Origin of the sequence: Sphingosinicella terrae (assembly GCF_003347635.1) — a bacterium.
Classification (GTDB): Bacteria; Pseudomonadota; Alphaproteobacteria; order Sphingomonadales; family Sphingomonadaceae; genus Allosphingosinicella; species Allosphingosinicella terrae.
The window spans coordinates 1-14,128 of the sequence record NZ_QDFY01000026.1; the positions used below are offsets into that span (position 1 = coordinate 1).

Below are 14,128 nucleotides of genomic sequence, written 5' to 3' on the forward strand. Positions count from 1 at the left end.
GCCGGCGACGGCGGGGTAAAACCGCCCAGCCGCGCTCATGCTCAGTCTGCGCGACGTCCGCTTCTGTCAGTAGCGGACGCTTTTTCAACGCTATCCACCCGTCTCGGTCATTCCCGCAGTTGCTGCCCGGGTTCGCTACGCAAGGTCGCAAGTGAGTGGAGATCGGACATTGCCGGAGGTGACGAGGTGTACCGTTCCGAAAGCTCTCTGGTGGGGTAAGCCGAACCGCTCAGCCGCGCCGCCGCATCAGCCACCTCATGAGGCTCGCTAGTTCCGTTCCGAGGATGGCTCCGACCAAGCCGACGAACATCATCGTCATGAAGGCAAAGAGCAGGTTCATAGACTGCTGAAACCAACTCAGGTCTGTGTCGAGGCGTATCTGCACCACGAGCGGGATTATGAGTGCTGCGAGAACGGGGTGAACAGCCGGGATTGCTGCTGACACGAAGATTATTCTGGTGCGCCGCCGGGGCGGGAGGACCCGTTGCGCGACAAACGCTATAACCAGCGCCACCATGGACACCCCGATGTGCAAATAGACCCCGATCATCTGCTCGCCTGAAAATCTCCAGGGCGCCTTGTTCCACCCCTTCGCAATGTCCGCAACGGGTCGCAAGCGGACAACGCTCCCGAACCTGAACGAATGTCCGGATTACGGCGTCGCTGATCGCGCCCTTAGCGGCAAAACATGGCGCGAGCCGACCGACGGCTGAAGCTGGTCGATAGGGGACTGTCTGCCTTCGGAGGGTCACAACGGCGAAGCGGAAGTAGTCACCTGGCGGCGTTATGTCCGCGCGTGTCCCTGGAATGGGTCGCCAGCGCCACCCCCAGGGCGGTAAGTGCCATTCCCGCCAGAGCCCAGGGCCCCAGGGTCTCGCCAAACAGCGGCCAGGCGATCAATGCCGTGCAGGGCGGGACGAGGAAGAAGAGGCTGGCGACCTGAGACGCGGCGCCGCGCCGGATAAGCACGTAGAGCAACGTTACAGCGCCGAGCGAAAGCACGAGAACGAGCCAGAGCAGCGCAAAGACAAACTCCGCCTCCCATTGGACATGCATGTCCTCGAACCAGAATGCGAGGGGGGCGGTCGCTAGACCAGCTGCGGTGAACTGGACGACGCTGCCGGTGCGCAGATCCATGCCTGCGCAAAAGCGCTTCTGGTAAAGCGTGCCGATCGTGATCCCAATCAGGGCTGCAACGCAGGCGATGCTGCCCAGCAGCGTGCCGGGAGCGTGGCCTACCTTTCCTGCCAGCACGAGTGTCACACCGCACAGGCCGAGCACGAGCCCCAGCCACTGGCGTTGTGTCACCCGTTCGCCGAGCAGGACGCCGACAAGCGCTGCAGTGAGCAGCGGCTGCAACCCAACGATCAAGGCCGAAACACCGGCCTCTACCCCCATGGAGATGCCGAGGAAGACGCCGCCGAGATAGACGCCATGTACGAGCAGCCCCGCTACGGCGAAGTGCCCGACCTCCGTCAGCCGCCGTGGCCAAGGCGCTTGGCTGGCTATCGAGACCAGCACGAGCAACCCTGCGGCCAGGACGTATCGCAGCGACAGAAACGTAAGCGGCTCGGCGTGGGGGAGTCCGAGCCTGGCGCCGATAAACCCCGTGCTCCACAGCACCACGAACAGCGCGGGGACTCCGACGGTCTGGACCGGATTGCTGCCGCCGCGCGTGTCGTGGGTCACGCTCTAGATCCTACATGTTGATCGCGCGGACCAGTCTAACCCCCCATTCAGCATCTGGGTTCGTGGTGCCATCGCCAAGGCGTTCCTGCATCACCGCAACGCCCAGGTCGCGACGCTTCGGCAGACGGTCCTTCTCGGCGGCTGCGAGTGCCGGGTCCATCTCTTCTCGTGTGAGATCGGTGCAGTAAGCTGGAGCGCCGGGCTGCTGGCGCCACGAGTCAGCAAGTGCCCCCGCATCAAATCCATCGAAGCCGCTGTCGTTGACGAGCGCGAGAGCAACCTCGCGATCCTTCTCACGATCGGCAGCGACGGGAATGGCGATACGGTCGGCGGTCCCGGCCGGAGCGGCCTTGTGCGCGAGAGAGGCGGACCCGATCGCGTTCCATGCCTTGGCGATCGGGCGGCCGAGCTGCTCGACAACCCAGAGGCTCGCGACCTGACCCGCCTCGATGGCTTCGATCTCATCGTCGCGGAACGGGTAGTAGTTCGAGGTATCGATTACGACCGTTTCTTCGGGGAGCTTGGCAATCAAGGGCGCAACGCCCGGAATGCGGCCAAGGGGAATGGAGAGGATGACCACTTCGGCGTCAGCCAGCGCCTCTTCGGTGGTCACCGCTCGGGCGCCAAAGGCGAGCACGTCCTGCTCAATGGTGTGAGGACCGCGCGAGTTCGCCACCTTCACGCTATGGCCGGCCTGGGCCAGCCGTTGCGCGAGCGTCTTGCCGATATGGCCAACGCCGAGAATTCCGATCTTCATGAGTGTAGTCCTTGTTCGCTTGCGGGCTGAGCCAGCGCTTCGAGCGTGCGCCGCAGGTCATCCACGCCCTCGTCGGTAAGCCGACACGCTGATTTGATCTTCTTCGCGATCCCCCGCACCTCCGTCTCCAAGCCGCGACCGCGCGACGTGAGATCGACCAACACACGGCGCTCGTCATTCGGATCGCGTCTGCGTGTGACGAGCCCGGCAGCTTCCAGCCGCTTCACGAGCGGCGTAATGGTGCCCGTATCCATATCGAGGCGACCACCCAGGGCGCCTACCGAGAGTGGCGCGCCATCCAGCAGCTCAAGTATCACCAGATATTGCGGGAATGTCAGCCCAATCGGCTCCAGGAACGGCTTGTGAAGCCGGACCATGCGGTTCGCCGCCCCATAGAGAGCGAAGGACAGCTGGGTGGCGACGCTGTGTTGATCAGCCGGCATTCTCTCGCTCACTATTGTCTAGTGCGCTAGATAGCTCGTGCCTGATCACGTTCAAGGGGTATGAGCTGATGTGCAGTATGGTGGATGTCGCCGGCCTATCAGGAGCGACGTCCCGGCCCCTTGCGAGGGCCGATGCCCGGCTCCATGCTGCATCACCGCTGAAGGTCATCGATGGGCGGCCGCTTAACAGCCGGCTCTGGCCGTGAGGGGACCGGTCTCTTTTCGGCGGAGATCCGCAAAAACAGTCATTGCACGCCGCGTGGATGCTACGACCCGGGATCGACCCATTGAGGACATCTAGCGAGCGACCGCTACTCTTCTCGGTTGGCATCGATTCTCATGTAGATTTCGCAGCTGTAGCGCGGGCTAGTGCGGTGGAACCTGAACACCAAGCGATCGGCCGCCAGGACGCTTAGGTCCGTTTCGTATGCCTGCAAGAAGACCCTGCTCGCGGCGCTTTCGAGCAATCCGCGATTACGGTCTGCGCCCGTGAGGCGGACAAGAGCATCCAGCGTAGGCGTTAGACGGCCTTGCCAACAGCGTGGATCAGCAACGACGACTTCATCGAGGGCGCCGGTGCGGTTCCATTTCAGGTCGAGGACTCGCCCCTCGAGGAAGAAAAACCTTCGATGCCTCGACACCCACGAACTAGGTGGCTTCGGCAGCGATTGTGGTTGGCGAACCTGCGTTTGCCAGTCTGGCCCAAGACCCGAAATCGCCTCAACCGCAACTTCCTCAGAGCGAAACACGACTCCTGGTTCCGCGCCGCATGCGGATGCTGGTGCAAACACGATGAGTCTTGCGACCAACCACCATCTCACCGAGGACCCCCTTTCCGCGCCTCAGGCTAGCTGGCGCAATGTCCGCTTTCCACCCTACTGCGACGTTCCGGGATGACTCGGCGGCGCAGTTGCGCAGATGACCGGGAAGGGCGGAAAGCGGAAATTCGTTAGCTTTGCGGCAACGCCTCGATTTCGGCCCGAAGAGAGGCAGGTACGTTCGTCCAAGCAGTTTCCGGAGTCAGGCTCAGCCGTGTGCCATATTCGTCTGCCGGTGCCGCCACGATCTGCCTAAACCAGTCGACATAGCTCCATTCCCGCGGCCTGGGGCCAAACAGCCGACGCTCAGACTCGTCCCAATTCACTTCCATGGCGGCGCGCCAGATTTGTTGAAACGCGTGTGTGGATGGTCGCACGTACAGCCGCCCCTCCTCATCGATGCCGACTTCGGCAATGGTATCCGTATTCATTACGCAACCCTGCTGCATTCGGTCAGGATCGGCAATGTCAGCAATGCGTCGAAGGCGGAGATACCTCACTCGCCTGACTGAACGGCGGCTTTGGGAGATGGTCGTCAGCATCACGAGCGACCGCCATTGGCGCGGAGCCGCCGTGACCGGAGGTGGCCGGCAGCGCTCGGTCCGCCTTCGAATTGGGTTCGCGAATGACTGCCGTTCGAAGAGGATCGTCCCGACGGGGTACCTCTCGCGAAATCGCCCTCGCGTCGGGATCCGTCCTTCCAGGCGAAGTGCGTTCAGCGGGGCGGCGGAGCAGGGCCCAGATAAGAGGGCGGCACCGCCGCGGTGCTCAGGACCAGCTTCTGCAGCACGACATTGTCGTCGAGGCGCCAGACCTTCACCACGTGCCTGCCGGCCGCGATGGGCCCCATGTCCACCGACAGGCGTACGGCATTGTCGCGTACCGCGTCGGCCCAGAGCCTCTTGTCCGGCGTATCCTGGGCGCCGCCGGTGGCTTCCAGGTCCGCGCCGAGCGTCCGGACCGGACCATCGTCGAGCGACACCCCCAGGCGAACGCCGCGACCGCCGGTCGTGTCCAGCGTGGGCGCCAGCCAGGTCGTCAGCGTCGCAATTCCCGGCACCTCCACGCGCACATCATATTCGAGGCAGACGGCATCGGCCGGCGACGTGGCGGGCCTCCCCTGCGGAAGGGCCAAGACCGACCCCCGGGTGCGGCCCAGATGGGGAATGGCCGTCCAGCGCAGCCCCGCGCCGTTGCGGGCCCGGCTGAACGACGGCGCTTCGATCGCGATCACGCCTGCCGGCGAAGGCCGCCTGTCCACGAAGCGGGCCCCGGCGCCCCGTTCCTCCGTCGGCGTGTCCCCGCCGACGCGCGTGATGCTCGGCATCGTCTGCTGGGTGGGATCGTTCCAGATGACGTAGCTCATATGGACCTGCGCCATCATGCCGTCCCACTTGCCGCCGTTGATCGCGTGGTAGCGCGCCGTCAGCTCGCCATCGCGGCGGAAGGCGGCCTCCACCTGGTCGGCAAAGAAATTGGCGCGCGCATCGTTGCGGGACGCCAGCTTCCGGTTCCAGGCCGTCGCGTAATAAAGACGGTAGAGGTTGGCCAAGGCCAGAACCGGAAATTCCAGCAACTGGAAATAGGCGTCGTGCTGATCGGGCCGCAGCCGCGCCCGCACATCCAGCATCCGCGCCTCCAGCGCATCCCATTCGGCGACCATCTCCCCGAACTCGCCGCCATCCAGGCCTTCGGGCGTGACGTCGCCGATCGGGAAGCTGTCCTGGTCGATCAGCTCCGGTTTCCGCCTTGCGGCATATCGGCTGTAGGTCGTGATCATCTCGCCGATCGCACCGGCATGGTCCGGCCCGAACGTGGCTTCGGCCCAGGCCGCCGGATAGGCCGCCAGCGCCGACGGGGTCATGGCTTCGGGATTCCACGCCATCGCGAGGAAGAAGCCGAGCGGATATTCCATCGGCTTGATGTCGCCGACATTGACGATCCACATGGCGCGCGCGCCCCGCTCATAAGCGAGGTCCATCTGCTGCCAGGTCTTCTCGATCTGGTTGGTGTTGAGCCACTTGTAGTTGCGGGGCGCACCGACATAATCGAAATGATAATAGACGCCGTAGCCGCCGCTGCGGGCCGGCGCCCCGGCTTCGGGAAGCCGCCGGATCTGGCCCCAATTGTCGTCCGCGAAGAGCAAGGTGACGTCGTCGGGCACCTGCATGCCGTGATCGTAATAATCCTGCACTTCCTTGTAGAGCGCCCAGATTTGCGGCGTCTCGCTCGCCGGCCGGCCGGTGACCTGTGCAATGATCGCGCGCTGATCGGCGACGATCCGCTCGAGCAGCTCGGTTGCCGTGCCTTCGGCCATGGCTTCGTCGCCGTCGCCGCGCATGCCGATCGTGACCACGGATTCATAGCCCTTGCCGTCGCCCTTCGACATCATCCGTTCGATGCCGCCGCGCCAGAAGGTGCGCAGATTCTCGGTATTCCGCGTATAGTCCCAAGGTCCGCCGGTCACGCCCTGGTCCCGGTTGCGGTGCCATTCGTCGTGCGCGCGGAGCATCGGCTCGTGATGGGAATTGCCGATCACCACGCCCATCGCGTCGGCGAGCACCATGCTCCGAGGGTCATCGGCGGCGAAGGCCCTCGGCGCCCACATTGCGGGCCAGAGATAATTGCCCTTCATGCGCAGCAGCAGCTCGAAGACGTGGGCGTACATCGCCGAGTTGACGCCGCCGAACTTCTTCTCGGCCCAGCCGCTGAGGCAGGGCGCCTCGTCGTTGATGAAGAAGCCGCGATAGCGCACCTTCGGCTGGTCGCGGCGCGAGCCTGCGGGGACGAAGACATCCGCCCTGCGCTGCACCGGCACGTCGGCGAACCAGTGCCACGGCGACACGCCCATCCGTTCGGACAGGTCGTAGGTGCCGAAGACCGCGCCGCGGCGGTCGGAACCCACGATGACGAGGGCACGCGGCACGCCGGCAAACGGGCGGTCGACGACGATCTGGCGGAACGCTTCCCATTCGCCGCTTATGTCTCCGGCGTCGATCTTGCCGGACGCAACGAGGCCGTCGACGATCGCGCTTTGCCCCAGCACGCCGATCACGACCAGCGGCCCGCTCGCCTCGCCGGCGCCGGCATATCTGCGAGGAGTCCGGCCACTCACGCGCTCAAGGTCCGACGCGAAGCCGTTCGCCGCGTGCCGGACCGCCGTGTCGGCGCCCGGATCGACGAGAATAGCTGCCGGCATGAAGTTCTGCACCAAGGGGAACGCGTCGGTGCGGCGGCGCGTCAGCAAGGGCGTGGCAGCACCCAGCAGCGGAGCAGGGAGAGAGAGCACGCCACCCATGTAGGCGACACCGCCCAGGAGGGACCGCCGTGTCATGCGCCCGCTCTCAACCACTCGCCGCTCCTTCAAATGGGAACGGTACCATTCGAGATGACCGGCTCTCGAGCAAGACCGCGATCCTGGCTCTTTTCGGCAATGCAGGTAGGGCAGATGTTGGCCGGGAGCGGACTGGCAGCTTACGGGAGCCGAACAGGTCAAGCGGACGTTTCTTTGCCGCGACCGCGCGCCGGGGTGCGCCCATTTCGGCCGGTTTGGTCGCTTCAATCTGGTGACGGGCTTCGCGCTCCATCCCGGTCCTTTGATTGCGTACGACGAGATCTCGGAAGCCAGTGGTCGCATGAGCGGCCAAGCCATTTTAGCGCCTTCGACTCACCCGGGCACAGGCGCTCGTCAATCGCTGGTCCTTAAATTGGAAGGGCAACAGCAGCCGCTGGTTGCAACCTTTACAAATTCTCCCGGCTCCGGCTTGTTATTAGGCGGTGGACTGCCCGAACTTTGCGGTCTCATGAACATGGTCGGCGCCATGACCTCGTCGCGGCGGGAACCGATTTTTGGTCCAAGGTAACTCATGGCGTTATATTGGGATTGGTGCGAATGTGCCGAGGATATCGCGGGACGCAAGCGCCTCTGGTTGCTGACAGAAAAGGCCGGCGGTCGTGAGACTATCTGGGCGAGGCTGCTTGAAGCACTGCGCGACCATTATGATGATCTCGGCCGCATCGCCGATGACGCGACGCGGCTCGGCTACGAGAAGGCGTCGGAGATTCTGCGCACCCGCATGCCGACCGACATTTCGGCGCGATCAGGTGACCTCGGCGAGATTCTTGCCTCAGAACTAGCCGAGCAAAACCTAGGGTTCCGTATCCCAGTCAAGCGACTGCGGTTCAAAGATGGGCGAAACATGGCGCTGCGCGGCGACGATTTCATCGGTGTCGTCGTCGATGACAACGGTCAGCTCCGCCTGCTCAAGGGCGAGTCCAAGAGCCGACAGCAGTTGGCCAAGACGGCGATTACCGAAGCGCGTGAAGCGCTCGATCGCGATGATGGCCGCTGCACACCTGAGTCTTTGCTGTTCGTTGCGGACCGATTGTTAGAGAGTCCTGATGCCGACGATCAGGCACTCGGCCGCGCACTGCGGGACGAGGTTGGGCAGAGGGCGCTGCCGCCCGGCAGAATAGACCATATGCTGTTCACCCTTTCGGGAAATGCCCCGCCGCCATCGTTGAAGGCCGATCTCGACGCATCGTCCGGCGATCGAAATCAATACAGCGCGAACCTGCGGATCGCCGACCACGGCGATTTCATCAATGCCGTTTACGTCGAGGCCGTGAAGCTTGGAAACGACTGACGAACTCACCGCACTCATTGTCGATGCCGCCCAAGACAATGTCTGGGGCGGCCTTTTGCGGCGCGGCGCTGCTTGGTCCGTCATCCGGCGCGATGGTGAATTGCCCGATGATGCACCGCCTCTCGGCCGCACTATCGAAACCGATCTCGCCGAATATGGATTCGCGCTCCTGCGTGCGGCCCTAGCCCTCAAGGAGCGCGGCGGTGAGAGCGAGATTGCCCGCAAGGGCTTCGAATATGCGGCGAAAGCCTTCGAGGCGCTGGTGCGTAACGGCGCGCCGGATTCGCCATCGCGCAGCTTCCATCGCACGATCGCAGCCGGGGCCTATCATCTCGCCGGCTTCTCGGCGATTGCCTTTTCGCTGTTCGCCGACCGCGCCGACGGGTTCAACGAAAGCCCGGCCGAGACCGCATTGATCCTGTTGATTTTGCGCGATCTCGATTCGCTCCGGGATCATGTGCGGTCGCGCCTGACCGACGATAGCCTCGACGATGACGGGCTCTGGTTTGCCCTCGAACAGGATCATATCACCCCTGAGGTCGCGATCGCGGAGATGCTCAACACGACCGCCTGCCGCGCGCTTGCTTATTACGACTTCGCGCTCCAGACCGGCGAAGGAGCGCTGGTCGAGCAAGCGATGGCGCTGTTTGATGCCGGTCTTAGCCTTGCGGCGAATGCCGGCATCGTGCCCGCCTGGTGGCTGCTGAGGCTGTGCCGCGGCCTCATCGATGACCTGTGGGCGCACTCACTTCACGTCAACCTGCCACACGATCCGCCGCCGGGCGGCGAGGGCAGCTACGCTGATCTCCGACGGCTGTTCCTCGGTTCACTTTACGCGCGGAAGAACGCCGAGGTCGAATTGTGGCCTTCGCAGCGTGAGGCCGCACGTCGATCGAGCGATCTCACTGATGATCTGGTGGTTGCGCTTCCGACCAGTGCCGGCAAGACGCGCGTCGCGGAGATAGCGGCGCTGATGACGCTCGCAACTGGCCGCCGTGTCCTCGTCGTGACGCCGCTCCGCGCGCTGTCTGCTCAGACCGAGCGCTCGTTTCGGCGCACCTTCGCACCCCTCGGATTTTCGGTGTCCTCGCTCTACGGCGCATCGGGCATGTCGCCGGGCGACGAAGATGCGTTGCGCACCCACAAGATCATTATCGCAACGCCCGAGAAGCTCGATTTCGCGCTGCGATCCGACGCGTCGATCATCGACGATGTGGGATTGATCGTGCTGGACGAGGGCCATCTGATCGGGCCGACCGAGCGCGAGATCCGCTACGAGATTCTTGTCCAACGGCTCCTGCGTCGGCCGGACAATGCCGATCGGCGCATCGTCTGCCTGTCGGCGGTCCTGCCCGGCGGTGATCCGCTGACCGACCTGACCGCGTGGATACGATCGGATGCGCCCGGCGATGCCATCGAGTCCGACTGGCGCCCCACTCGCCAGCGGTTCGGCACGGTGGCGTGGCAGGCAAAATCGGCCAAGCTCTGCTTCGATCTGGAAGACGATGGACCTTGGATCGCCCGGTTTGTCGAAGAGGTCGACGCGATCAAGCCGCACAAGAAGGCGCGACCGACGAGCACCAAAGAGCTGACGTTGTTTGCGGCGTGGGAATTCGCGGGCCAGGACAAACGAACGCTGATATTCCAGCCGCAGGCAAACTCGGTCATTGGGTATGGCGCGACGATCGTCGACCTGAATGCGCGCGGCTACTTGTCGTCGCTCCTCGAGGACGAGGCGGCGATCGGCCGCGCGCTGGAGATCGGCATCGAATGGCTCGGCGCGAATCATCCGGCAGTGGGATGCCTGAGGATCGGTGTCGCGATCCATCATGGCCGGCTTCCGAACCCATTCCTGCGCGAGATTGAGCGGCTGCTTGCCGAAGGCGTGCTCAAGGTGACCGTTGCGTCGCCGACGCTTTCACAAGGATTGAACCTCAACGCCGCGGTCCTGCTCGCCCCGTCGCTGTATCGTGCTGGCGAACTGATCAAGGGGGAGGAATTCGCCAATGTCGCGGGCCGCGCGGGCCGCGCTTTTGTCGACGTCGAGGGTCTCGTGCTCCACGTCATCTTCGATCAGAACGATTGGCGGCTCGCGACTTGGCGTGGCCTCGTCAATTCCGCGCGTCATCGCGACCTGCAAAGTGGGCTCATCCAGGTGATTAACCAGATTGTCGAGCGGATGGCCGCCCGCGGCACGTTTGACCGCGCCGATGCTGCCGAGTATCTCGCCAACTCGCGCGAGGGCTGGCAGGCGCCCGAAGAAGAAGCCGACCCGGGAGACGAGGACGGCGAAGACGTCGACCCGGGAGTGGAGCAGGAGCCGCTGACGCAGCTCGTTGAGAAGCTGGACGCAACGGTGTTCGGACTGATCGAGGCACTCGATGCCGACAGCGACGACCTTCCGCGACTGCTCGATGAGGCATTGGAAGGATCGCTTTGGGCGCGACAGGTTGATCGCGGCGGGGAGCATTCCCGCAACAATCACCGCTTCATCCTTCAGACCCGCGCGCGGCTCATCTGGAACTCGACCACAGTGCTTCAGCGTCAGGGCCATTTCGCGATGGGCGTCGGCCTCGAAGCGGGGCTCGCGCTCGATGACATCGCCGACGAGCTTGCGGCGCTGGTAGACCAAGGAGATCTAGCGGCGCTTCGGGGCGATGCCGAAGCGCTCGGCGACGCACTGGTGGCGCTGGCGGAACGCCTGCTCGCCATCCGGCCATTTGCGCCGGATGCCGATATGCCCCAAAACTGGCGCGACGTGCTGCGTGCCTGGGTCGCCGGGGCGGCGGTCGATGCGATCGGCGCCGATAACATGAAGCTCGTCGAAGACGTTTTCACCTACAAGCTGGTCTGGGCGCTGGAGGCGCTGCGAACACGGCGCCTGACACAGGGGTGGGAACCCGATATCATCGTAGGAGGCGCGGCCGCCGCGCTCGAAGCCGGAGTCCCAGATTTCATGATGTCGATGCTGGTGAGGGCCGGGCTGCCGTCGCGGCGGGCGGCGATGGCAGCGGTCAGGACTGGCGGAGCGGATTTCCTCGACGGCAGCGGCATGCGCGACTGGTTAGAGAGCGACGAGATTGTCGCGCTGACCGACGCGGGAAACTGGCCGACGGTGGAGACCGCCGCGCTGTGGAAGCGATTCCGCGACGAAACACTCAGCGCCGCGATTCAGCGCTGGCATCGTGTTGCTGGCGATCGCGCTCTCGCAGACTCCACTGCGGTCCCGCCAGGGCTTTACCGTATTGAACGTGACGAAGCCTCAGGGGAGAATTGGCTAGTAACGCCGGACTTTCGGCTGATCTCTCGAATTTCGGGAGGATTGAGATTCACGCAACCTAGTCTCTTTGCTGGTCGCTTTATCCCAGGCAAAGGAGTGCAAATCGAAAGACTGGGGCGAGGCGTCTTACTTTGACGACCGGCTACGACTGAGTGGGCGGGAGCAAATTGTGTCGCTCCAAATAGGGCCTGATCTCAGCCGGTAGCGACTTGCCTGGACTGACCATCGTCAGCGCGGTCAACGCGTGCGCGATCACGCCATCAGGGTCGATGTCGCTATCGTCGAGGGTCGCGAGGGGATCGCGGTCGGCGTGCTTCAGGAAATTGTACGGCTTCACGACATAGTCGAGCAGCTGCCGTCGCTCCGCGGGCGTCAACGTGATGATCAGGTCGGAGGCTTCGGTCACTTCGCCAGCTTCGATCCCGGCAACCACTTTCTCGACAACAGCATCCATCGCAGCGTTGGTCGGGAGCGTGACGGACTCACCCTTTACCTGCGCTGAGGCGATGGTGAACGCGCCGACCTTGAGAATCTCTTCGACGTAGTCGTCGCCGGCCTTGGTTATTAGATCGCGCAACACGTTCAGGGCGGACGCCCCGACGACGTGAATCGCCAATGGATCTTCGCCACGATCGGCCATAATAATCGCACTGACGACCAGGCGTTCTGCTGCACCCGCTTTGTCGATTGTCGCCATAATGCACCCCATGAGTTTCGCCGCGAATCCGCTCGCATCCGGTTGCCGCCTCCGATACGCTTATAGGAAAGCAAGGAGGTGATATGCCAAAGCTCACATCGGAAGAATATTTCGGCCTGGACGAGTTCCTCCGCGACGCGTTTCGTCGTGTGGAGGCGGGCCAAGTCAGTGCCGAGGACGCGCATTCTCATGCGTTACACGCGATAACTGCCTTCGACAAAGGCAACCAGAGCGGCTTCGTGCCTTATCTGAGAATGATCCGGAAGGAGTGGGCGGATGAGAATGGCTAAGGTTTGCGCGGAGTGAAGCGGCCCGGCGACGCAATCGATCTTGCCTTGTTGCTCGGTAGGGTCGCCGCGGACGAGATCCCGATGAGATTATAGGCAAGTATGCGAGAATACGGTGCCAGTTTTACTAGACCGTAGACTCATAAGCCCGCAGCCACAGCCGCATTGAGGCGAGCTGGACCATGGCGAGGAAGTTGGCGGCGACCTTGTCATAACGGGTGGCGACCCGGCGGAAGTGCTTCAGCTTGGAGAAGAACCGCTCGATCAGGTTGCGCTCGCGGTAGAGTCGCTTGCTGAAGCAGGGCTTCCACTTGCGATTGCTCTTCGGCGGGATGTTGGGTGTGGCGCCCTGCTCCTGGATCAGCTCGCGGATGTGGTCAGCGTCGTAAGCCTTGTCGGCCAGCATGATGGTGCGCGGGCCGAGATGGTTGAGTAGCATGTTGGCGATCTGACCGTCGTGCGCCTGTCCGGCCGTCAGGCCGAGCCGGATCGGGAGGCCTTGCGCGTCGACGACGACGTGGATCTGGGTCGTGAGCCCGCCGCGTGATCGACCGAGACAGTGATCTGCACCCCCTTTTTCCCGTCGCGGCCTGCTGGTGGGCGCGAACGGAGGTGCTGTCGATCATCTGGATGTCGCCATCGTGCGCGGCGGTGATGGCGTCCATAATCCGGTCCCAGACGCCTGCCTTTCGCCATCGCACGAAGCGGTTGTAGCAGGTGGTGCGCGGACCATAACGCTCCGGCAGGTCGCGCCACGGCGCACCGGATCGCAGCACCCAGAGGATGCCGTTCAGCACGCGGCGGTCATCAACACGCGGCACGCCTCGCGGCTTGTTGGGCAGCAGCGGCTCGATCATGCGCCACTCGAAGTCGGTCAGGTCGTATCGGCTCATGCCGAGCGCTGAATCACGTTTTCGCGAGCGGCGGAAGATAGTAGCAACTCGCCTGATAGGGGTAGCCGATGCCTGAAGATGATGATGAGACATGGCTTCTAGATGAGGGCGACCGCATCATCGAGAGGAAGGCCGCTGAAGGCTACTCGTCGCTGAACCCCCGAGAGCGCCTGATCTACTGCTTGTGGGCGGCGGACTATGGCATGCGCAACGCCGGAGACCTTTCACCAGCAGCGGACTTGCACCCTACCTTTCTCCGCGACGGACAGTCAGCAGCGCAGGAGCTTGGCCTCCCGCGTTCCACCGCTGCCTTCTCGCTGCCCCACAAGGAGCTCGAAGAACGATACTTCGATCTCTTCGACGGCATCGTCGCTGAACTAAGGGCCGCCTGACGCTCACACGGTTATGAGTTCACAGCCTAAATGCACCAAACCGGCCGAGTGAACATGACAGAATGTCGGGTGACGAATGAGCGTCCGCTTCCGGGAAGCTCCCCCGGGGCCTGGAACGACCGAGATTGGCGGATAGCGTTGAAAAAGCGTCCGCTACTGACAGAAGCGGACGTCGCGCAGACTGAGCATGAGCGCGGCTGGGCGGTTTTACCCCGCCGTCGCCGGC

General features: G+C 63.6%; 12 protein-coding genes. 4 read left to right on the forward strand and 8 right to left on the reverse strand.

All coding sequences use genetic code 11. The features are described 5' to 3' along the window. Nucleotides 1-229 precede the first annotated feature (229 nt). The 6 genes from DDE10_RS22865 to DDE10_RS22885 form a co-directional block, all read right to left on the reverse strand. Nucleotides 230-550: a hypothetical protein gene (locus DDE10_RS22865; protein ID WP_114955128.1), complete on the reverse strand. Its 321-nt coding sequence runs from the start codon at nucleotides 548-550 to the stop codon at nucleotides 230-232. A gap of 221 nt (nucleotides 551-771) precedes the next feature. Further along, nucleotides 772-1,689 carry a DMT family transporter gene (locus DDE10_RS22870; RefSeq protein WP_114955129.1) on the reverse strand — a complete coding sequence of 306 codons (918 nt, stop codon included), beginning with the start codon at nucleotides 1,687-1,689 and terminating at the stop codon, nucleotides 772-774. A 10-nt stretch (nucleotides 1,690-1,699) separates the two neighbouring features. After that, nucleotides 1,700-2,446 carry an NADPH-dependent F420 reductase gene (locus DDE10_RS22875; protein WP_114955130.1) on the reverse strand — a complete coding sequence of 249 codons (747 nt, stop codon included), beginning with the start codon at nucleotides 2,444-2,446 and terminating at the stop codon, nucleotides 1,700-1,702. After that, a complete protein-coding gene (locus DDE10_RS22880) occupies nucleotides 2,443-2,889 on the reverse strand; it encodes a MarR family winged helix-turn-helix transcriptional regulator (RefSeq protein WP_114955131.1) in 447 nt (148 codons plus the stop codon). The genes DDE10_RS22875 and DDE10_RS22880 overlap by 4 nt, the downstream gene beginning before the upstream one ends. Nucleotides 2,890-3,838: 949 nt before the next feature. Further along, entirely contained in the window at nucleotides 3,839-4,138 is a 300-nt protein-coding gene (locus tag DDE10_RS23655) for a hypothetical protein (RefSeq protein ID WP_162806807.1), read from the reverse strand. Nucleotides 4,139-4,422: 284 nt separating this feature from the next. Further along, nucleotides 4,423-7,041 carry a glycosyl hydrolase 115 family protein gene (locus DDE10_RS22885; RefSeq protein WP_114955132.1) on the reverse strand — a complete coding sequence of 873 codons (2,619 nt, stop codon included), beginning with the start codon at nucleotides 7,039-7,041 and terminating at the stop codon, nucleotides 4,423-4,425. A 532-nt stretch (nucleotides 7,042-7,573) separates the two neighbouring features. Between DDE10_RS22885 and DDE10_RS22890 the strand changes: the two genes are divergently transcribed. After that, on the forward strand, nucleotides 7,574-8,353 hold the full coding sequence (locus tag DDE10_RS22890; protein WP_114955133.1) for a HamA C-terminal domain-containing protein: 780 nt from the start codon (nucleotides 7,574-7,576) through the stop codon (nucleotides 8,351-8,353). Beyond that, nucleotides 8,340-11,768 (forward strand): DEAD/DEAH box helicase, encoded by a 3,429-nt coding sequence (locus tag DDE10_RS22895; protein WP_114955134.1) that lies wholly within the window; start codon nucleotides 8,340-8,342, stop codon nucleotides 11,766-11,768. Before DDE10_RS22890 ends, DDE10_RS22895 begins: the two co-directional genes overlap by 14 nt. Nucleotides 11,769-11,775: 7 nt before the next feature. On the opposite strand, the gene DDE10_RS22900 is transcribed toward DDE10_RS22895, so the two are convergent. Continuing rightward, on the reverse strand, nucleotides 11,776-12,330 hold the full coding sequence (locus DDE10_RS22900; RefSeq protein WP_162806808.1) for a hypothetical protein: 555 nt from the start codon (nucleotides 12,328-12,330) through the stop codon (nucleotides 11,776-11,778). 83 nt (nucleotides 12,331-12,413) lie between these two features. On the opposite strand from DDE10_RS22900, the gene DDE10_RS22905 reads away from it, so the two are divergent. Then, nucleotides 12,414-12,620, forward strand: a complete 207-nt coding sequence (locus DDE10_RS22905; RefSeq protein WP_114955136.1) for a hypothetical protein — start codon at nucleotides 12,414-12,416, stop codon at nucleotides 12,618-12,620. A gap of 124 nt (nucleotides 12,621-12,744) precedes the next feature. On the opposite strand, the gene DDE10_RS22910 is transcribed toward DDE10_RS22905, so the two are convergent. Continuing rightward, a protein-coding gene (locus DDE10_RS22910; RefSeq protein WP_114955137.1) for an IS5 family transposase occupies nucleotides 12,745-13,510 on the reverse strand; the annotation gives its coding sequence in 2 pieces (ribosomal slippage) (nucleotides 12,745-13,186 and nucleotides 13,185-13,510; 768 coding nt in all). Between the two features lie 68 nt (nucleotides 13,511-13,578). Here DDE10_RS22910 and DDE10_RS22915 point away from each other — a divergent pair. Further along, nucleotides 13,579-13,902: a hypothetical protein gene (locus DDE10_RS22915; RefSeq protein WP_114955138.1), complete on the forward strand. Its 324-nt coding sequence runs from the start codon at nucleotides 13,579-13,581 to the stop codon at nucleotides 13,900-13,902. Nucleotides 13,903-14,128 lie beyond the last annotated feature (226 nt).